The 21,132-nt window shown below is 57.3% G+C and carries 14 protein-coding genes, 1 tRNA gene and 1 other RNA gene; 9 read left to right on the forward strand and 7 right to left on the reverse strand.

The genetic code is table 11. The features are described 5' to 3' along the window. Positions 1-50: 50 nt before the first annotated feature. Positions 51-149, reverse strand: an RNA gene (gene ffs, locus BFV97_RS13455) — signal recognition particle sRNA small type. A 99-nt stretch (positions 150-248) separates the two neighbouring features. Between ffs and nudC the strand changes: the two genes are divergently transcribed. Together nudC and BFV97_RS13465 are read left to right on the forward strand one after the other, a co-directional pair. Then, complete coding sequence (nudC, locus tag BFV97_RS13460; protein WP_069301046.1) at positions 249-1,211, forward strand: NAD(+) diphosphatase; 963 nt, start codon at positions 249-251, stop codon at positions 1,209-1,211. A 49-nt stretch (positions 1,212-1,260) separates the two neighbouring features. Next, positions 1,261-1,731 (forward strand): SRPBCC family protein, encoded by a 471-nt coding sequence (locus BFV97_RS13465; protein ID WP_069300915.1) that lies wholly within the window; start codon positions 1,261-1,263, stop codon positions 1,729-1,731. Positions 1,732-1,737: 6 nt separating this feature from the next. Here BFV97_RS13465 and BFV97_RS13470 read toward each other — a convergent pair whose 3' ends face one another. Further along, positions 1,738-2,592: a prephenate dehydratase gene (locus BFV97_RS13470; RefSeq protein ID WP_069300916.1), complete on the reverse strand. Its 855-nt coding sequence runs from the start codon at positions 2,590-2,592 to the stop codon at positions 1,738-1,740. A gap of 153 nt (positions 2,593-2,745) precedes the next feature. Between BFV97_RS13470 and BFV97_RS13475 the strand changes: the two genes are divergently transcribed. The 7 genes from BFV97_RS13475 (at position 2,746) to BFV97_RS13505 (ending at position 10,213) form a co-directional block, all read left to right on the forward strand. Further along, positions 2,746-3,264: a c-type cytochrome gene (locus BFV97_RS13475; protein WP_069300917.1), complete on the forward strand. Its 519-nt coding sequence runs from the start codon at positions 2,746-2,748 to the stop codon at positions 3,262-3,264. A gap of 195 nt (positions 3,265-3,459) precedes the next feature. Next, positions 3,460-5,391: an extracellular solute-binding protein gene (locus BFV97_RS13480; RefSeq protein ID WP_069301047.1), complete on the forward strand. Its 1,932-nt coding sequence runs from the start codon at positions 3,460-3,462 to the stop codon at positions 5,389-5,391. Continuing rightward, on the forward strand, positions 5,392-6,471 hold the full coding sequence (locus tag BFV97_RS13485) for a microcin C ABC transporter permease YejB (RefSeq protein WP_069300918.1): 1,080 nt from the start codon (positions 5,392-5,394) through the stop codon (positions 6,469-6,471). It abuts the gene before it with no gap. Continuing rightward, on the forward strand, positions 6,471-7,577 hold the full coding sequence (locus tag BFV97_RS13490; RefSeq protein ID WP_069301048.1) for an ABC transporter permease: 1,107 nt from the start codon (positions 6,471-6,473) through the stop codon (positions 7,575-7,577). Before BFV97_RS13485 ends, BFV97_RS13490 begins: the two co-directional genes overlap by 1 nt. After that, complete coding sequence (locus BFV97_RS13495; protein ID WP_069300919.1) at positions 7,574-9,175, forward strand: ABC transporter ATP-binding protein; 1,602 nt, start codon at positions 7,574-7,576, stop codon at positions 9,173-9,175. The genes BFV97_RS13490 and BFV97_RS13495 overlap by 4 nt, the downstream gene beginning before the upstream one ends. A gap of 100 nt (positions 9,176-9,275) precedes the next feature. Next, positions 9,276-9,352, forward strand: a tRNA-Arg gene (locus BFV97_RS13500). Positions 9,353-9,499: 147 nt separating this feature from the next. Then, entirely contained in the window at positions 9,500-10,213 is a 714-nt protein-coding gene (locus BFV97_RS13505; protein ID WP_069300920.1) for a hypothetical protein, read from the forward strand. Positions 10,214-10,421: 208 nt separating this feature from the next. On the opposite strand, the gene BFV97_RS13510 is transcribed toward BFV97_RS13505, so the two are convergent. The 5 genes from BFV97_RS13510 to BFV97_RS13530 form a co-directional block, all read right to left on the reverse strand. Then, entirely contained in the window at positions 10,422-15,872 is a 5,451-nt protein-coding gene (locus BFV97_RS13510; protein ID WP_069300921.1) for a DUF11 domain-containing protein, read from the reverse strand. Positions 15,873-16,293: 421 nt separating this feature from the next. Beyond that, positions 16,294-17,598 (reverse strand): TRAP transporter large permease, encoded by a 1,305-nt coding sequence (locus BFV97_RS13515; protein ID WP_069300922.1) that lies wholly within the window; start codon positions 17,596-17,598, stop codon positions 16,294-16,296. Continuing rightward, positions 17,598-18,143, reverse strand: coding sequence for a TRAP transporter small permease (locus BFV97_RS13520; protein ID WP_069300923.1), 546 nt, complete (start codon positions 18,141-18,143; stop codon positions 17,598-17,600). Before BFV97_RS13520 ends, BFV97_RS13515 begins: the two co-directional genes overlap by 1 nt. A gap of 64 nt (positions 18,144-18,207) precedes the next feature. Continuing rightward, the gene (locus BFV97_RS13525; RefSeq protein ID WP_069300924.1) at positions 18,208-19,320 is read right to left on the reverse strand and encodes a C4-dicarboxylate TRAP transporter substrate-binding protein; all 1,113 of its coding nucleotides are present in this window, start codon (positions 19,318-19,320) and stop codon (positions 18,208-18,210) included. A 96-nt stretch (positions 19,321-19,416) separates the two neighbouring features. Next, positions 19,417-21,126, reverse strand: a complete 1,710-nt coding sequence (locus BFV97_RS13530) for an AMP-binding protein (RefSeq protein ID WP_069300925.1) — start codon at positions 21,124-21,126, stop codon at positions 19,417-19,419. Positions 21,127-21,132: the final 6 nt, after the last annotated feature.

A 21,132-nucleotide genomic window follows, 5' to 3' on the forward strand; every position in this document is an offset into this window, starting at 1 on the left:
CTGTGACGAATGTGATTCCGCGACGCATATTTGGTGGGGGGGGGGGGGGAAAGTGAGAGACTGGACAGCGACCCAAACGGGACTCGTTACGGTTGCTTCCTTCCGGACCTGGCCGAGTTAGCAAGGCGCTTGCCCGCGCCAGCCTCTCAATCGGGTATATAGGGGCTTCTGTCCGATTTGCCAAGGTCACGATTGCAACCCTTTGTCTGGCATGCCACAAAACGGCCAAACAAGGAATTGACGACAGTATGTTGAATGCGGAACAGGTGACTTTCGGCGGCTCGGGTCTGGACCGTGCTGCACAATATCGCAACGATGCGGAAAAGCTCGAAGAATTGCGCAAGGCGGGGCATGCCATCGCGCTCTGGCGCGGGAAGCCGCTTTTTGACTATGAAACCAAGGCGTTGATGCGGCTCTCCCCCGATCATCCGGTTCTATCCGAAGCCACAGACCCCGCGATTTATCTGGGCATCGAAGAAGACGGCAAGGCCATCTTCGCCCATGACATTTCCCCTTGGGAAGATCCTGCACTGGATGCAGCGGCCCTGTCGAATTTCTTTGATCCCTCGCAAAATCTCTACCCCGGTTTCGAGAAAACGCAGGTCTTTACCGAGTTGCGGGGAATCATGGCGAAAATGACGCCACGGGACGCTGAACTGGCAGCCACGGCGCGGGGCATGTTTGAATGGCACCGGCATCACGGCCATTGCGCCAAATGCGGCACAAAATCCGAACTGGCACAGGCCGGATGGCAGCGGGACTGCCCCGCGTGCCGGGCCAGCCATTTCCCGCGCACCGATCCTGTGGTGATCGTGCTGGCCACCAAAGGCAATTCGGTTCTGATGGGGCGCTCTCATGGCTGGCCCGAAGGCATGTATTCCCTGCTCGCCGGATTTATGGAGCCGGGCGAAACGATGGAGGCCGCGGCACGGCGCGAAGTTTTTGAAGAAAGTGGCATCCGGCTGAAACAGGTGCGCTACCTGTCGTCACAGCCCTGGCCCTTTCCGTCAAGCCTGATGATCGGCTGCGCAGGCGAAGCCGAAAACAGTGAAATCGTGATTGATCCCAAAGAGATAGAAGACGCCCGCTGGTTCACCCGCGAAGAGGTCTTTGCGGCAACACATTCGGATAATCCGCAGTTGCGACCGGCGCGCAAAGGCTCTATCGCCCATTTTTTAATTCACAACTGGTTGTCCGACACATTAGATTGACGCGGATTGATTCCCTTAACCGGCAAGACCAAATAACAGGCAGAACCCCATGCAGTTTTCCAGTGTCCAAGACGTTAACGCACCGCTCGACTTTGTGTTTGCGCAGCTTTCCGACTTTGAGAGCTATGAATCCTACGCGATGCGGGTGGGCGCCGAAGTTCAACGCACGGATAAACTGGCGCAAAAAGGCGTTGGCATGTGCTGGAATATTCAGGGCGATTTCCGCGGCAAGCATCGCAACTTTGAAATCGAACTGACCGAGTACCGCCCCGACAACCTGCTGAAATTCATGGTGGCAGCCTCGGGGATCGAAGCCGATGTCACGATGGAGGCTATGGCCCTGACCCGCAAGCAATCGCGGATCAAGGCGACAACGGTTCTCAAGCCCAAAAGCATCTCGGCACGGCTGATCCTGCAATCGGCAAAGCTGGCCAAAAACAGCATGAACCGGAAGTTCAACCACCGGTTCTGGACCTACGCCAATTACATCGAAAACAACTATAACGCTGCGAAACGCTAAGGCGTTTTAGGTGACGGGCACCTGACGGGAACGGTCTGCTTCATACACGCCGAGAATTTCGAGGTGTGTGGTGAAATAGCCCAGCTCGTCCAAAGCACGGCGCACAGGGGCATCATCGGGATGCCCGACAATATCCGCATAAAACTGCGTCGCAGTGAAAGACCCGCCGATCATATAGCTTTCGAGCTTCACCATGTTTACGCCATTGGTCGCGAACCCGCCCATAGCCTTATAAAGCGCGGCTGGAATGTTGCGGACCCGGAAAACAAAAGTGGTGATCAGTTCCTTGTCGGATTGGGGCGTGTTCACCGGTTCGGGTGACATCACCAGAAACCGCGTGGTGTTGTTCTGGTTGTCTTCAATGTGATGGGCCAGAACCTCCAGCCCGTAAATCTCGCCCGCCAGATCCCCGGCTAGTGCTGCCTGTGTCGCATCACCCTTGGCCGCGACCTCTTTGGCGGAACCCGCAGTATCCGCCCCTGTTACCGGCAGCAGATTATGCTGCTTAAGAAACTTGCGGCACTGGCCCAGCAGAACTGTGTGGCTCTTGGCGGATGTTACATCTTCCAGTTTCGCACCGGGCACACCCATCAGGTTGATATGCACCCTCTCGAAATGTTCCCTGATAATATGCAGACCACTTTCAGGCAGAAGATAGTGAATATCCGCCACCCGACCGTAGGTGGAATTTTCCACCGGCAGCATGGCAACATCCGCTTCGCCCCGTTTGACCGTCGCAATCGCGCTTTCAAAGGTTTTACACGCAATCACTTCTGCATCCGGATAGACCGCATGACAGGCCTGATGGGAGTAAGCCCCGAGTTCTCCTTGAAAGGCAATTTTGCCCGCTTTTCGTATCATTTTGCATTTGCTCCCTAAAAAGCGTAACTTTTCCGGCCAAAGGGCGTTTCGTCGCGGCTTGTACACCTTGCAACTGGTAAGGGGAAGGCGCTAGAACGAGCGCGGAAAAGAATGTGCGGGATTCCCGTCCCGCTCCTCAAGGTAGGTAGAACCATGGACACAATGGAAACAACCAAGATTGTGGGCGGCGCATGTGGTGCTTTGCTCGTCTTTCTTCTTTTAGGCTGGGCAGGCGAGACCCTTTATCACGTGGGCGCAACCGGCCACGGCGACGAAGAGCACACATCGGGGTACCCGATCGAAGTTGCCGAAGCCTCTGATTCGGGCAGCGACGAACCTGAAGTCTCTATGGAAGAACTGATGGCGGCTGCAGACGCAGGCAAAGGCGAAAAGGTTTTTTCCAAGTGTAAAGCCTGTCACAAGGTCGAACCCGGCGCGAACGGCACCGGCCCGACCCTGCACGCAGTTGTCGGTCGTCCGATTGGCGGCGTGGACGGCTTCCAATATTCTGACGCAATGGCCTCTTTCGGCGGCGACTGGACTGTTGAACATCTTGACGGTTTCCTGACCAAACCGTCCGGTTACATGAGCGGCACAAAGATGAGCTTTGCCGGCCTGAAGAAACCGAAAGACCGCGCAAACCTGATCGCCTATCTCCAGACGCTTCAGTAAAATTTGCGATTTTCGGATCAAGAGGCCGCCCTTCGGGGTGGCCTTTTTTCGTTCGGGCGGCGTCTTTGGACGGTTTGCAGGCGGGTTTCGTAACAATTTCACACAGTATCGCGTGTAGCTGTTTACCTCGCATCGTTTATACCTATTTACTGTGGTAAAGCACGTTCACAAGTGCCCTACAGCGAGGTTGAAAAGATGGAAAATTCGCGGGTGACGGCTCGGGCCGTAGCGCAATCACACCAGATCACGGCGGTACGACGCTTTGTGCTGGCCAGTCTCGGATTTCTTGCATTGGTGCTTTGGGCCAGTTTGTCCCTTGCACAGGACGACACGCAGGGTGACACCGGCGAGAAGGTGATTAAATCGCACGGGATTTCCACATTTGGTGAACTGAAATATCCCGCCGATTTTCAACATTGGGATTACGTGAACCCCGATGCGCCACAGGGCGGCACGATTTCCCTGCTTGGCACGGGGGCTTCCGGCACCTTTGACAGCCTTAACCCGTTTATTCTCAAAGGCGAACCGGCACAGGGGCTTGGCCTGATGTATGACAGCCTGCTTGTCGGGTCGAGCGATGAACCCGACAGCGCCTATGGCTACGTGGCAGAGACCCTTGAATACCCGGAAGACCGCAGTTGGGTGATTTTCAACATGCGCCCGGAGGCCCGTTTCTCTGACGGGGAACCGATCACCGCAGAGGATGTGGTGTTCTCCTTCAATATCCTGATGGAAAAAGGTCATCCGGTTTACAAGATTATCTACAAGGACATCGAAACCGTAGAGGTCCTGTCCCCCCACCGCGTCAAATTTACCTTTCGCGCCGACACCAACACCCGCGATCTGCCGAGCGTGGCGGGCGGCATGACCATTCTGGCCAAACACTATTACGCGGATCGGGATTTTGCCCAAAGCACGATCGAGGTTCCCGTCACCTCTGGCGGCTACACCGCCAAAGACATCAAACCGGGCAAATCCATCAGCTATTGCAAGAACCCCGACTATTGGGCCAAAGACCTGCCCCACAACCGCGGCACCGGCAATTTCGACTGCTACCGTTACGAATATTTCTCTGACCGCACCGTGGCGTTTGAGGCGTTCAAAGCAGGGGCTTTCCTGTTCCACGAAGAGTTTTTCTCAAAAATCTGGGCCACCGGATATGATTTCCCCGCACTCGACAAGGGCTGGGTGATCCGTGAAAGCATCCCCGACAACCGCCCGAACGGAACGCAAGGATTGTGGATCAACATGCGCAAGGAGAAATTCTCTGATCCGCGCGTGCGTCAGGCCATTGGCATGGTGTTCAACTTTGAATGGTCCAACAAAACCCTGTTTTACGGCCTGTATGAACGCACCGATTCCTTCTGGGAAAACTCCACCATGCAGGCCGAAGGCCCGCTGGAAGGTGCGGAGTTGGCCCTGCTGGAACCCTATCGCGACCAGCTTCCCGAAAGTATCTTTACAGAGCCCCCCTTCACCCCTGCAATTTCGCGCATTGATCAGGCCGACCGCAAGGCCCTGCGGGCTGCGGGCAAACTGCTGGATGATGCGGGCTGGAAAGTGGTTAACGGCAAGCGCACCAATGACAAGGGTCAGGTCCTGTCACTGGAAATCCTCGACGACAGCCCCTCGTTTGAGCGGATCATCAACCCTTATGTGGAAAACCTGAAACGGCTGGGCATTGATGCGCGATATTCCATGATTGATCAGGCGCAATACCAGCAGCGGCAGGAAGATTTCGACTATGACATTATACCGGGCCGTCTGGTGATGTCGCTGTCCCCCGGTGAGGAACTGGCAACGACCTTTGGCACCGCTGGCGCAGAGTCGCTGGGTAGTTCCAATTTTTCCGGCCTGTCCCACCCTGTTGTGGATGCGCTGATCGTAAAGGTTGCCCAGGCCGAAAGCCGCGAGGATATGGAGACCGCGGTTCGCGCGCTCGACCGTGTGCTGCGCAGCTTGCATATCTGGGTGCCCAACTGGTTCAAACCCGCCCATAACATCGCCTATTGGGACGTTTTCGGCCGCCCCGAAACAAAGCCCTTTTATGCCCGCGGTGTGATGGATACATGGTGGATGGACCAGCAAAAGCTGGAGAACCTCAAGGCACAGGGCGCATTACGTTAAATGGGCGCGTATATCCTCAGACGACTCTTGTTGATGATCCCGACCTTGCTCGGGATCATGCTTATTAACTTCACGCTGATACAGTTCGTGCCGGGTGGTCCGGTGGAACAGATCCTTGCGCAACTGTCCGAAGAAGGCTCTGCCACGGACCGGATTACCGGCGCAGGCGCGGAAGTCGCCACAGGCAGCGGCAATGAGACCTATCAGGGCGCCCGTGGTCTGCCCGAGGATTTCATCAAGGAACTGGAAGCGCAGTTCGGTTTTGACAAACCGCCGCTGGAACGGTTCCTGCTGATGATCGGCAACTACGCCCGTTTCGATTTCGGAGAGAGTTACTTTCGCTCTATCGCTGTGATCGACCTGATCCTTGAAAAAATGCCGGTGTCGATCACGCTTGGCCTGTGGTCCACCCTGCTGGCCTATCTGATTTCCATCCCCCTTGGCATCCGCAAGGCGGTGCGGGACGGTTCGCGGTTTGATACATGGTCGTCCGGCATCATCATCGCCGCCTATGCCATCCCGAGCTTTCTTTTCGCCATCCTGCTGCTGGTGCTGTTTGCCGGCGGGTCTTACGTCCAGTGGTTCCCGCTGCGCGGTCTGACCTCGGACAATTTCGACCAGTTGAACTGGTACGCCAAGATCATAGATTACCTCTGGCATATCGTGCTGCCCGTCACCGCCTCGACCATCGGGGCCTTTGCAACACTGACCCTGCTGACCAAGAACTCTTTTCTGGACGAGATCAACAAGCAATACGTCATGACCGCACGGGCCAAAGGACTGACCGAGCAAAAAGTCTTTTACGGCCATGTTTTCCGCAACGCCATGTTGATCATCATCGCTGGATTTCCGGGCGCGTTTATCGGCGTGTTCTTCGGATCTTCCCTGATAATCGAGATCGTTTTCTCGCTGGACGGTCTGGGGCGGCTCGGGTTTGAGGCCGCATTGAACCGCGATTATCCGGTGTTCTTTGGCACGCTTTATATCTTTGGCCTGATGGGGCTGATCGTCGGGCTGGTGTCCGACCTGATGTATGTGGTCGTGGACCCGCGCATTGATTTCGAGAGCCGCAATACATGATGTTCAAGTCCTCTATCGCCCAGCGCCGTATCGCCAATTTCCGCGCCAACCGCCGCGCTGTCTGGTCTGCGTGGATTTTTGGCGTGGTGTTTTTCATCTGCCTTTTTGCCGAGCTGGTCGCCAACGACAAACCGTTGCTGGTGTCCTACCACGGCGAATTGTATTCGCCCGCCTTCCAGTTTTATCCCGAAACCACATTTGGCGGCGATTACGAAACCGAAGCGGATTATCTTGACCCCGTCGTTCCCTGCCTGATCCGCAGCGGCGGCTTGGAAGCGTGTTTTGACGCGCCGGAAGACATCTACACAGACGCCGCAGACGGTATGATAGACGGCGAGCAGATCGACAAAGGCTGGCTGATCTGGGCACCGATCCGCTACAGCTTTAACACGATCAACTATGATGTGGACACCGCCCCTTCTGCGCCGGATGCCCGCCACTGGCTGGGCACTGATGACCAGACCCGCGATGTGCTGGCACGGGTGATCTACGGCTTCCGCATCTCTACCGTGTTTGCGCTGATCGTGGTGGTGGTTTCATCCGCCATCGGCATCGCGGCTGGCGCTGTTATGGGGTATTTTGGCGGCTGGGTCGATCTGGTCTTCCAGCGCATTCTGGAAATCTGGTCCTCGACCCCGATGCTCTATGTCATCATCATCCTGTCGGCCATGTTCACGATGAACTTCGTGATCCTGACCGGATTGATCATCCTGTTTTCGTGGATGGGGCTGGTGGGACTGGTGCGCGCGGAATTCCTGCGGGCGCGGAACTTTGAATATGTCCGCGCTGCCCGTGCGCTTGGGGTGACGGACTGGAAAATCATGTTCCGCCACCTGCTGCCGAACGCGATGGTGGCCACGCTGACATTCCTGCCGTTTCAGGTGACAGGGGCCATCGGCGCACTGACCGGGCTCGATTTCCTCGGCTTTGGCCTGCCGCCCACCTATCCTTCGCTCGGGGAACTGGCGCTGCAAGCCAAGAACAACCTGCAAGCGCCGTGGCTGGCCTTCTCTGCCTTTGCCAGCATCTCTATCATGCTGTCCCTTCTGGTGTTCATCTTTGAAGGTGTGCGCGACGCATTTGATCCACGAAAGACGTTTAAATGAAAGAAGTCCTGAACGTCCAAAACCTGTCCATCGCCTTTGGCTCCAACGCCCCTGCCGTGCAAGATGTCAGCTTTACCGTCCACGCGGGAGAAACTGTCGCGCTCGTCGGGGAAAGCGGCTCTGGCAAATCCGTCACCGCATTGTCGAGCGTCAAACTCCTCCCCGCCAGCGCAAAAGTCACAGGTTCTGTGAAATACCGCGGTACAGAGATGATCGACGCGGATCAGGCAACCCTGCGCCGTGTGCGGGGCAATGACATCAGCTTTATCTTCCAAGAGCCGATGACATCCCTGAACCCGCTGCATACCATCGAAAAACAGCTTTCCGAAAGCCTTGCACTGCATCAGGGGCTGACGGGCAAAGCTGCGCAGGCGCGGATACTCGACCTGCTGAACAAAGTTGGCATCCGCAATCCCGAGAGCCGACTGAACGACTATCCCCACACCCTGTCGGGCGGTCAGCGCCAGCGGGTGATGATCGCAATGGCGCTGGCCAACGGGCCGGACCTTTTGATCGCGGACGAACCGACAACCGCGCTGGATGTGACCATTCAGGCGCAGATCCTGACCCTGCTGGCGGATGTGCAAAAGGCCGAAGGCATGGGGATGCTGTTCATCACCCACGACCTAACCATCGTGCGCAAGATTGCGGATAAGGTTTGTGTGATGCAGCACGGCAAAATCGTCGAAAGCGGCCCGACCGCCGAAATCTTCGACAATCCGCAGCATGAATACACCAGAACCCTGCTGGCCGCCGAACCCACCGGCACCCCTGATCCGGTGCCCGCAGATGCGCCCGAAATCCTGTCCACTGAACATTTCCGCGTCTGGTTTCCCGTCAAACGGGGGCTGATGCGCCGCGTAGTGGATCATGTGAAGGCCGTGAATGACGCCAGCCTGTCGATTCGCGCTGGCGAAACCCTTGGCGTGGTCGGGGAAAGCGGTTCGGGCAAGACCACCCTTGCGCTTGGCCTGATGCGGCTGATTTCGTCCGAAGGTCCGGTGATCTTTCTGGGCAAAGACATACAAGGCCTGAAGAACAAGGCCCTGCAACCGATCCGCCGCGACATGCAGATGGTGTTTCAGGATCCCTACGGCTCGCTCTCGCCCCGTATGACTGTGGAACAGATCGTGGCCGAAGGGCTGGGCGTGCACGGCTCGACCCGCGGGATGGATACGCGGCAGATGGTAAAGGACATCATGGTGGAGGTCGGACTCGACCCTGCCACCATTGACCGCTACCCGCACGAGTTTTCCGGCGGCCAGCGCCAGCGCATCGCCATTGCCCGCGCCATGATCCTCAAGCCCCGTCTGGTGGTGCTGGACGAACCGACCTCCGCGCTTGATATGACGGTGCAGGTGCAGATCGTGAACCTGCTGCGGGACTTGCAACAGAAATACCAACTGGCCTTCCTGTTCATCAGCCACGACCTGAAGGTCGTTCGCGCGCTCAGCCACAAAGTTCTGGTCATGCGGCAGGGCGACATCGTGGAATCGGGCACCGGAGAGCAAATTTTCGACGCGCCGAAAACCGATTACGCCAAAGCCCTGATCGCTGCCGCCTTCAACGTCGAGACTGTAAACCTGCCCGTTGAATAGGACGCAGAAACAATCCATCGAAAGAAAAATAAAATAACCCGACAAACCCTGCAAATTGTCCCTTGCATTCCCCCTCCCCCACCGCTAAACCGCCCCTCACGGACCGATAGCTCAGCTGGATAGAGTACCTGACTACGAATCAGGGGGTCGGGGGTTCGAATCCTCCTCGGTCCGCCACTTCCCCCCTCGTATCATTGATTTCATTAGCCTTTACGGCACCGTGTCGAACCTGTAGCTCAGAGTTCGCCAGTCTTTGAACTTTTTTCTTCCTTGAATAATCAACCACTCCCTGTTTTTCTTTCGGAAAAATTTGAGGAAAATTTCTTGGTCGAAACCCTTAGAAATGGACGGGCACCCGGCTCTTACTTTCGCACGGCAATCACCCTCCTTCTTATCACTGTAATGATTTCTATCGGGGGTGTAAGGCTGGCAGCGGCCCGGGGTGAGTCTCTTTTGGTGAAAAACGACAGAGACATTTTTAAAAACATTGAAGCATGTGAAGGCTATAAGCTGTTTTTGGAATTAAAGCCTGTATGGCGGTTGAACATCACTGAATGTCACCCGGTAGCTCAATTGATAATTAAAAACGGTAACAAGCCGAATCTTGTTTTTGTCGATGCTATGATCGAAAAAACACCTCCATCTTCACCAATGGGGGTATCCGTATCAACGCTTGATGCCGTCAGGCACGGTGACGTCATTTCTACTTTTCTGCATTCTGAAGCAGCCGGTAGAATAATGGCAATTAGGATGGGCCAATCAAGTGATATTGAGCGTGCCACGATGTATTCCCATCTGCTATACGGCATCCAGTTGTTAGCGGTACAGGCTGTCTGTGGGGAACGGTTTAATTGTGGAGAATTGCAGAACTTTGCTCGGATCACAGAGATGTTCGGCAGTGAATTTGGATTTCTCGATCCCATAGCCCCCCAATTTGCACTTTTATGTTTATTAAAAACGGATGGTCATGCAATTCCGGTGCGGACGGTATTGGCCAGCCCCAGATTCCGAGAATGCATTTCCGAGAGGGATCACTAAATAAGATTTTCTGGAATAACCTTCAAATAGATGAACTTGAAAACGATTGCAGAAAGCATTCCCACCATCAGCATTTACTTATGTTCGCATTATCCTAACAGCGTGCGACAGAGCAGAGCTGACGGGCCAGTGTCCAACGTCCCATCCGTGATCAACCGGACCCGTCAATTGATCAGTTCCTGATTTAATCGGTTCCCATCCCCCACCCTCAGGGATCAATCTGGACCTTGAAAGCAACGAAACCGGCCGCACTCGGGGGGTAACTTCCGGCGCAATCCCAGCGCAGCGGGCCGGCATATCCGATGACATTTGCGGCGGGCACTGTCAGTGTGCAGCTAATGCTCGACCCGAGCGCGACCGGCGTTGAGACCGGTTCCGCGAGTGATGTATAGGCGGGAGTCCGATCAAAGATAATTACATTCGTTGCCGCGGACTGGCTGACGTTTTCCACATAAATCCGGTAGGCCAGATTTGTAACCTGACCGGCCGCGATATTGCTTGTCTGATCCTCTGTCAGACGCGGTGCTTCGACCACGCCGAAATCCAGCCCTGCATAATCCGTGTCCGCCGCCGGTGTGAACGTATACGTCCCGTCATGCACGCTGGAGTCGACCAGGGTGGGCAGGCCGGATTTGTTTTCAGAAAGGGTGATCCAGCCGGTTTCGGGCGTGACGGTCAGGGTCAGCGGGCCGCCATAAGACCCGTCCAGCGCATAGGACCACGTCCCATCCGCCGCAATTTTGGGCTGGGCAATTGTATCGCCGCTGTCGTTCAAAATACGCAGAACCGAAGCCGGAGCGCCCGCTTCTGCGCCGTTGAACACGCCGTCATGGGCTGTGCCGCTGCCGCGACCGTTATCATTGAACACACGCCCCGAGAGAGTCGGACCGCCGGATTTCAGCGTGATTTCGTAACGGTCTTCATCATCATCCGCGATACCATCGGACAGGTCATCGGTTCTGGCCCCGACCTCTACATCGCTGTCACTGTCAGGCAGGGAAGAGCGGATGATCTCAACCTCGTTGATATGAGTGCCGGTCTCCAGCATCCGCACCTGAATGGTCAGGGTTTCCACCGCCCCGGCGAGGATTTCGTCAACGAACCACACACCGGTGGACGGGTCGAAATAATCCCCCGTGGCCGGAGCGTCATCGCTAAGGTATTCAAACCCGTCAGGCAGTTTTTCGATGACAGTCACGTTAGAGGGAGAGCCCGGACCGGAGTTGTTCACCGAAATCACCCAGTCGATCAAATCCCCGGGCGTCGCTTGGGTGATGACCTCATTCGTGTTCGCTTTATAGGCCACTTTGGTGATGGAAAGGTCGCTTTCGCCCGGATCAAACCCGAAGTTCTGGTCCTGTGTCGTTGCATTCGGCAGCACCGCCACTGCGACCAGCGGATTTGACGTGCCAATGGTAGAACCCGCCGGAAGGTCGGTATCGGACTCGTCCACCTCTATCCGGTAGGTGGAACCGCCGGACAGATTACCGATGGAATAGGTGCCATCGGCCAGCGTCTCAACCGTGCGGATAAAATTGTCGTCTGTCAGATCATTGGGTGTTCCGCGATCATCATAGATCGACACAGACACACCGCCACCGAGGTTGATTTCGGCCCCGTCTTTCACGTCCGACCCGTCCTGATCCACATAGATATTGCCGGTAACACTGCCAAAAGGAATGACAGAGGGACCACGGCAGGAGGCACCGTCGTTTCTGCCGCCTTCGTCATCCGAACTGGTGGCGATGAACTGGGCGATGCCCGTAGTCGTATCGACCAGATAGATTGCATTGGTGTCATCGTCGTAGACGTAGAACAGTCCGTTTTCATCGAACCAGGCAGCGCCGTAGGTTCCGGTATAGGTGTTCGGGCCAAAAAATGTGACCTGCTCGGTTCCGACGCTGGCTGCACCGCCATTGGCCGAAAACTTGAAGACCTGTCCGGTGTTCTCATCTATTCCGTAAAAGAAACCGTCCTGATCATTATAGGCGAAATCTTCGGTCCGGATTTCGTCGCTGGTCAGCAGCTCCCCCCCGTTCACAGCGGCTGTGGGCGTTGTGATGTCCAAAAGCTGGAACACATCCTTATCGCTTTGATAAACCATGATGCCGTTGGGCAAAACATCGCCGCCGGTATTGCCTTTTTCAATACCACCCGAGGGGTCGGGCATCCGCGTAAACGCCCCCGCACCATCCACGCGCCACAGGCGGCGGCTGCCATCGGGCACACCGTAGATGTACCCGTCAAGTTCGTTATACCCCCAGCTGCCCTCGAGATTTTCGCCCGCCGCACCAATATCCTGCAGGTTCAGTGCATAGCCCGTTGGCGTGGCCGAAAAGTTCAACCGCTTCAGCGTCGAATTCCCCGATGCGATCTGGTAGAGCCCTGCATCACAGACGATTGGCGGGCTGTCTCCGGACAGGGTCAGGGCATAATCTTCAACCTCTCCGTCCAGCGCAAGCTGCACCACCCCGGCTGTGGTGGACCAACGGAACCGCGCAAAGGTCGGCAGTTGGGTCGCCGTGGCCGGTACGTTCACGTCAAAGACGATCACACCGTTAACCAACCCGTCCTTATCGCCCGCAGAACCATCCTGCAGGTTTGACGCGATCATGTCTATTTCATCAAAGCTGCCGTCTGAGTCAAAATCGAGCCACGCCTGAAGATAGGCGATCGGGCCAAGCCCTGCGGTCACTTCATTCACAGTGACCGAAATCTCTCCGGTGGCGCCCACATAGAGTTGCGGCAGCACGACGCCGTCTTCATCATCGTTGCCGTCGAGATCATCGCCGGTGGCGTCGGGGCTGGCTTGTGACACGGCCTCCGGATCGGGGGCAATCGCGCCGAGGTAGGTGCCCGCGACACCTGTGTCCGCAATAATATGCTGCGGATCGCCATAAGACGCCGGCGCGTCGCCGCGATCCACCAGCGGGGCGGCCGCGATGGTGACGGCATAATCCTCAATCTCTCCGTCCGGTGCAAATCCTGATGCAGACAGCGCCTGCGCAGAGGACCAGCGGAAACGCGCGAAGGTCTGGTCCAGCACCGCATCACCGGGCACGACGATTTCGATGTCAATCTGCCCGTCATTGGCAAACTGGTCATTGCCGGTGCCATCGTCCTGCAGGTCCAGCACGATCTGTTCGGCTGTTCCGCTTTCGAACACACCGTTGCCGTTGTAATCGATCCAGCCTTGCAGATACCCGCTGGTGCCGGAAACGGTTGCCGTCAGCGTAGAGGTCAGACCCTGTGTCAGCGGCGGGATGGACATGCCATCGTCATCATCACTATCCGCATTCACCGCATTGCCCGGACCTGCATCTCCGGTATTCGCGCCGCCCAGCAGCATTCCGTCGCTGTCCCGCAGGTTGTGAAGTGCATCCCCCAATGTGGACGGAGCATCCGAATAATCCAGACAGGTCAGAATGTCAGAGACTTCCATGCTGCCCGGCGGGGACAGTCCTGCCGCGCTGAACTGTAGGGGTTTGTGTTCGATAACCAACGTATCAATCGGCTGGCTGAAGCCGACAGTGACCGCGCGGGAGGCACCCGAGCCCAGCGCATTTTGCCGCTCGCCCGTGACAGAGCCGTCGTTGTTGGCAATCCGTGTCATGGCAAGTGATCCGGTGCCATCCGCCATCGACGGAGACACACGCGCCCCCCCGAGCAGGCCGTACACGGTTGCGGATTCATCCTGATTGAGATCAGCGATATAAACATAAATGCCGTTTAGCGGCGTTGCGAATGTGGTCCGCAGTTCTACATATTGCGCGGTGAGCATCGGATTGCCGCCAACGCCCGGGTAAAGCGTGCTGATTGTGCCTATCGTCGCTGTAGTAGACAGCGAGGAAATATCAGTTGTGGTAACAGTGCCGCTGATGCCGTGATTGGTAAAGGCTGTGGTCGCACCAACGGCCAGCGGTGCGTCATTGGCCCAGTCCACGATCGGGGTTCGTATGCCGGAACAGCCGGGCATGTGTTCGGTCGGGGCCGGAGAGACCGCGACAGAGACATTGCCAGTGGCGGGGCCGCCCTGATCGCTCGTCAAGGTGGTATCGGCAGTCACGGTTTCCCCGCCCGCAGCCGAGAGTTTGGCATCAAATTCGATTACACCGGAGCCAAGTCCCTCAAGGCTGGCCATCGTATTGAAGGAAAATGTCCCCCCCGAAGGGTTGCTGACCAGTCGGATATCCTCACCGCGGATCACCTCAAAATTGGCGGTTCCGGTGGTTTGGGAAGGTAAAGTTACAGACAGCACCGCATTTGTCATCGCGGACAGGGAAGTATTGGCATAGCCGACGCGGTAGCGCACGGTAGCCGCCGGAGGGATGTCGCCGCCGGTATAAGGGGTGCCGTTCACCTCGGCAATACTGATCCCGACCGCCAGATCATCACCCGATGGAATGGCATAAACCGACGAGCCTGCAACCCAGTAACGCCAGGGATTATCATTGCCCGCGGCACCGCCCTCGGCGCTGTCGCCGCCGTGACCTTCTGCGTTGATGGGGGACAGGGCATCCGCGTCAGTTATACGCAATCGCAGCGAGGCATAAAACACCTCTCCCTGCGCGATACCGCCAAAGGCAAAGCGCACGGCATTCGTAGCGGCGGGAAGCTGGGTCGCATCGGACCCGTTCAAGCTGAACCCCGTGGCAGAGGCATCTGTGCAAACGAACTCGGAGTTTACATCGGCGTTGTTGGTTTCAGGATAGACCGAGCCCGCGCTGACCGCTGGACCTTCCTGTCCGGCGATAAGGGGATCATCCGCCTTGCAACTGCCCGGATACTGGATGCGCTGCCACGGTCCTGTGGTGCCATAGCGGTCCCAATCCGATCCGGAGTCCGGACCGGCAACAGGGCTGCCTGCGCGGAACGGCGTCGCGCCGCGCCCGCCGGTGATTGAAGTCTCTTCTGACGCGCTGAATCCGTTGGAGTCAATGGTACCACCGGAGCCGAAGGCATTGATCTGCACTGCATCCCATTTGTTGTGAACCCGCGCCGTACCCGAACCGCCAACCGAAGACCAAGGGGTGCCGTTGGTGGGATTGACCAGATACCCGTTGGTCAGATCCGCAACCAGTGACCCGTTTGCAAAAAGTTGCGTGTCCGAACGGGTCGAATAAAAAATGCCGGTGTCACCGTAGATATAGGCAAGCCCGGCATTGCAATCCTCTGTGGTGGTGCTGAAACCGGCGACAAGACAGGCTGTGTTGCTTTCAGGGTTCCAGCCGTTTGCCGAAACATCGAAAGCCTGCTGTCCCTTCGGCCCCCAACCTTTGGAAACGCCGCTGCCCGTGGTCGCTTGGGCCGGCCGCGCCGGAAGTTCGTTGCCACCGGAATCCGTGATATACGCGCCTACGACCTCTGTTCCTTGGGGGACATACATTGTGGCATAGCCCCCCGGTCCGTCCAGCGTACCGGCCACGATGGTCGGAAAACTGGAAAAGACCTGAATGATGTCACCATTCTGGACCGCCGGATCACCGGCAAGCACCCGCGCCTTGATCTCTGCCCGCGTTGCCGGTGTCAGGTCGATCACCCCCGTCCCAAGCCAGGCACCATGGGCCAGCGCAAGGACCGTCAGACAAACCCACGCAAAGACTGCGGCGATCAGACGGTGGGTGGTGACGTGTTTGGTGAACCCTAGGAGACTTGGCATGGTGTACGCCACTCCGGCTTTTGGCGACGCAGCAGCACTATCGTTGAGGAACCGGATTCACCAATATCGGGAGGCGTATCTGACCTGATCTGATCCTGCCCCGTTGCGGGGCACATGCCTTTCCCGTGGACCTTCATCTTGGGTTCTCCGATAGCTGTTCAGTTTAGACAAATTTCGACACACACCTCCGGTCCGGCAGAATTGCAGCCCTGCGATTCCTTTTCGGTATGGTGAATTTGTACCCGAACTTTCGCTTTCTTATATTTTGCGGAAGTATAGAAAACGCTCTCTTTAGGATAGAAAACCCCTGAAAGACGCCCATAAACAGGGTTAACACGGCTTGGCAAGACCATTGCTCCGGCCTCTGGGGTGAAAGGCCGGAGCAAAAGAACGGGTAGGTTTTCGGCGGGGCGGGTCGCCCCTACCCCTGCCTCGGCAGCCAGAGTACCGTCTGGGGAAAGGCGATCATAATCCCGACAACCACCGCATCTGCGACAAGGAACCAGATCACGCCCTTGAAGATCGTCCCGAGAGAAATCGTCCGGTCCACCACACCTTTGATCACGAATACGTTCAGCCCCACAGGGGGGGTGATCATGCCGATTTCCAGAAACTTCGCCACAAATACGCCAAACCAGATCAGGGAAATGCCGGCCTCATCCACCACAGGCAGCAGCACCGGCAGGGTCAGCAGCATTGCGCCAATCGGGTCTAGGAACATCCCGAGGATGATATACACCAGCGCGATCCCCATAATCAGCGCCAGCTCGGACGCGCCGAACGCCAGAATTGTCTGGGTGATCAACTCTCCCGAACCGGACAAAGCCAGAAACCGTGTCAGCAGGTTTGCACCGATAGCAATCAGGAACAGGGCGGCCGTGGTCACGATGGTTTCATTGACCGACTGGCGCAGCGTGGCAAGGGTCAACCCGCCGTTCAGCCATGCGATGACACAAGAGGCCAGCGCCCCGACTGCACCCGCTTCGGTGGCGGTGAACAGTCCGGCGAACATACCTCCGATGACCACCACGAACAGGGTAATCACCGGCCAGATACCCCGCAGATGGGTAAACCGCTCCCCCCAGCCCACAGGCTCTTCCCGTGTGGGGGCAAGGGCGGGATTGATCTTGACGCGAATGTAAATCATTAGCGCATAGGTGATCGCGGTCAGCACCCCTGCCCCGACACCCGCAAGGAACAGCTGGCCAATAGGGACTTGGGCAAAAATTCCAAAAAGGATCAGCAGGATCGAAGGCGGGATCAATGCGCCCAGCGTCCCTGCCGCTGCGATGGAGCCTGTGGCCAGTCCCGGATCATATCCCGCGCGGGTCATCTCGGGCACTGCAATCCGGCCCATTGCAGCGGAACAGGCAACAGACGACCCAGTGACCGCGGCAAAACCACCCGCCCCGAACACAGAGGCAATCGCCAGCCCGCCCGGAAGCGCACCCAGCCAGGACCGCGCTGCCGCGAACAGGGATTTTGTCATGCCGCCGTGGTAACAGACGTAGCCCATCAAAAGGAACATCGGCACTGAAGACAGCGTCCATTTCGCGGCAAACTGATAGGGTACGCTGGTCAGGATACCCCAGGCCGGACGCGCGCCGAGCAGGATGTAGATTCCGCTAAAACTGACAAGGATCAGCGACAGGCCCACAGGCATGCGCATCAGCAACAAGAAGGCTAGAACGGCCAGTCCGACCAGCCCGATGATTTCAGGTGTCATCAATTCGTCTCCGAGGGAAGGTCCTGGGCATCCGCAATCAGCGGCTTGCGGGCTTCATCTGCCCCGGCAAGGCCAAGAATGATGCGCAGAACATAGGTGAGTGCCAACATCGCAAATCCGGCGGGCAGCAGGAAATACCCCTGCCAGATCGCCATAGACACACCGTCCTCAACCGCGACAGAGCCGCTGTTGAACCGGCGCACGGCCTCGTCCCACATGGTCCAGCACAACCCCGCAGAAGTCAGCGCCGCCAGTGCATGGACCACAAGGGTCACGAGCCGCTGTGCCCCTGCCCGCAACTGGCCATAGACCAGATCGACCGAAATATGACGGTCCTGCGCTTCGGCCAGTGCCAGCGGAAGGAAGGAAATCGCCACCATAAAGTAATTCGCGACAATCACGGAGACAAAGGGAATACGGGTGCTGAACACCTGTCGCGCCACCGCGTCAGACGCCACAAGCAGCATCATGGCAATCACCGCCACAGCCGCGAAAAATGCCATAAAGCGGGTCAGTATCACATCCAGTTGGATCAGTTTTTTCATGGGCACCTCCCCCGTTTCGCGTGAAAACAGGCCCGTCCCCTGTCAGGGGCGGGCCGGATGATGATCAGCCCAGAGAGGCCGGATCAACCTTGGAGAAGACTTCTTGGAGGTAAAGTTCGCTCACAGCGTCCACGTCGGTCGTGTCGATGCCCTGCACCAGTGCTTCCCATTTCTCGACCAGCTTCAAAAACGCGGCGACTTGCTCGGGCGCATCCGAAATCTTGTAGGTGTCGCGGTTCAATGTCGCGACGGCCTCCATGTCGGATTTTCGGAAGGCTTCGGACTTTTCCTTCACGTCGGCTTCGGGTTCCAGCAGTTCCACCCCATGGGCCTGCGGATCGGCTAGAATGGATTTCGCCTGCTGCACACTGTCGATGGTGGCAATGGCATGGCCCCGTGCAGCGCCGTCAATCATGGCGCGTTTGGTTTTATCGTCCAGACCGCCCCATGTAATACCGCTGACGTTGAACATGGTATTGCCGATAAACACCGCGATGGGCTGGTTCAGCGCATAATTCGCCACTTCGCCGGTGGACAGGGTATCAAGCGTTTCCAGCGTGTGGATATTGCCGTCGATGTGACCCTGACTCATGCTTTCATAGATGTCAGTGGCGCCCATGCTGATGGCGGACCCGCCCATCGCATCCAACCAGCGTGCAAAGGGACCAAAGCCGCGGATTTTCTTACCCTGAAAATCCTCCAGCGCCTTCACCGGCTTCTGGTTGTACATGTAATAGGGGCCGGTCACTGTATTGCCGAGAAAGATTTGCCCCGCATCGTTGAACTCTGCCAGACAGGGTTTGCAGTTGAACATGAAATCGTTCGCAGCACCGGCCATAGCAACCGGATCAACACCCGCTGTACCCATGTCGGACAAAAGGTTGGCATAGGGCAGTTCGGCGCGGTGATAGGCCGACACCACAAAACCGCTGTCCGCAATACCGTCGCGCAGGCCGGTGAAGGTTTCGGCAAAGTTCAGCAGGGAACCGGCGTATATCTTGATCTCAGTTTCGCCACCTGTCTGTTCTTTGATGTAGTCGGCCCAAGCCTGCGTGCCATCGGTCAAACCGCTCAGCGCGGCCGCCCCGATCACGTGGCGCAGCGTATCTGCCTGTGCCGCCGGTGCTACGGCGAGACCCAGCGAAGTTGCCAGTGCTGCCAGATTGAAATGTTTCATGTAATCCTCCCGATTTACTAGAATAGATGGGGCAAACACCCCGTTTTGCGGACAGGTGCAGCCCCTCGCGGCCTGCACACTCCGCGTTGATCACCCCTAAAGCAGGGCTGCCAATTCCTCTTTTTTAACCTTGCCTGTTGCGGTCATGGGCAGGCTGTCCACCAGCCGGATTTCCGGCACTTTGAAGGTTGCCATCTGATCGCGGCACCAGTCCCGCAGGCTGTCCGCGTCAAGATCATGCGCTTGGGTCGGGTCAAGATGGATAAACGCCACCGGAACCTCACCTTTTTTGTCGTCCTTGCGCCCGATCACACCGGAGCCGAGCACCGCCGGATGCCGTCCCAACAGCATCTCCAGTTCCGCTGGGAACACAGGCATGCCGCTGACTTTCAGCATCTCTTTGCGCCGCCCGAGATAGTGGACAAACCCCTTCTCGTTCAGCATCCCGATGTCACCCGTATGCAACCAGCCGTCGCGGATCGCATGGGCGGTTTCTTCGGGCTTGTTCCAGTAGGATTTTAACACCGAAGGAGAGCGCACACAGATTTCGCCGGTTTCTCCCAATGGCTTTAATGCGCCGGTTTCAAAATCGCGGATGATGATGTCGGTTTCCGCCACCGGAAGCCCGACAAACACCGGCTGTTGTGACAGGTCGTAGTCCCCATCCTGAAAGCCCACTGTGAACGTGTCACAGGTGTTGGTTTCGGTCATACCATAGGCCGCTTCCACCATCGTGCTGCCCGTCAGCGCCCGCCATTCGTCGCGAAAGGCTGGGTTCAGTTTCTTTACGAAAGAACAGACCGACGTGATCCCGAGCGAGCCGAGATCGTAGGTCTTTGCCTCCTTGTGGCGCATCACCTCAACCGCGTTGTCCACCAGCAGCGTCACGATGGAAGCGCGGTAATGAGATACCGCTGCCATCCAGCCGACCGCATCCCAACGGTGCAGGATACACACCGCCGCGCCGGTATAGACCGGGGCCAGTACGCCCAGATCCTCACCGGCGATCCAGAACATGGGGAAGAAATTCACCACCACGTCACTGGCCCCTGCATCCGGCATGGCCGGTCCGCAATAAGAGGCAACAGTAAACAGCATATCCCCGTGGGTGTGCACGCAGCCCTTGGGCATCCCCGTGGTACCGCCGGTGTAGTTCAGCGCCGCAACCGCGTCGAGATCGGTGCAATCCGGACCGCTGAAGTCCGTGGCCTGCGCCAGCGCATCCAGCAACCGTTCCACCCCTTTTGCGGCGGGCGCAGCGCCCATGCCTTCGGGACGGGGAACGGGGCTGGTCGCCCCTGCCATTTCCCCTGCCCCTGTCGCAAACAGGGTTTTCACCGGTGTCTCATCCTGCACCTGCGCCACCAGTGGCGCCAGATCGTCCTGAAACACCAGCGTTTCCGCGCCGCTGTCATTCAACTGGTAGGACAGTTCTACCGCCTTGAACATCGGGTTCACCGGCACCAGCACCGCGCCAAGCTTCATGATCCCCCAGAAGCAGATCACAAACTGCGGACAGTTCCCCATCATCAGTGCAACGCGGTCCCCAGCGCCAACGCCCCGCGCCTGCAACAGACCTGCAAACTGATCCGACAGACGGTCCACTTCGCCCCAGCTTAGCGTGCGGCCATAAAAATGCACCATCGCATCGTGAGGGCGGGCGCTGGCCTCGTCGCGGACATATTGGCTAAGGGGCTTTTTCCCCAAACGGTAGGTAATCTCGCGCGGGATGCCAGCGGGCCAGTTTTGCGCCTGCAACGCCCGTATTTCCCCAACCTGTTGTTCAATCGCTTTCGTATCTGTCATCATCCT

This window comes from Neptunicoccus sediminis, from assembly GCF_001719615.1.
Classification (GTDB): Bacteria; Pseudomonadota; Alphaproteobacteria; order Rhodobacterales; family Rhodobacteraceae; genus Amylibacter; species Amylibacter sediminis.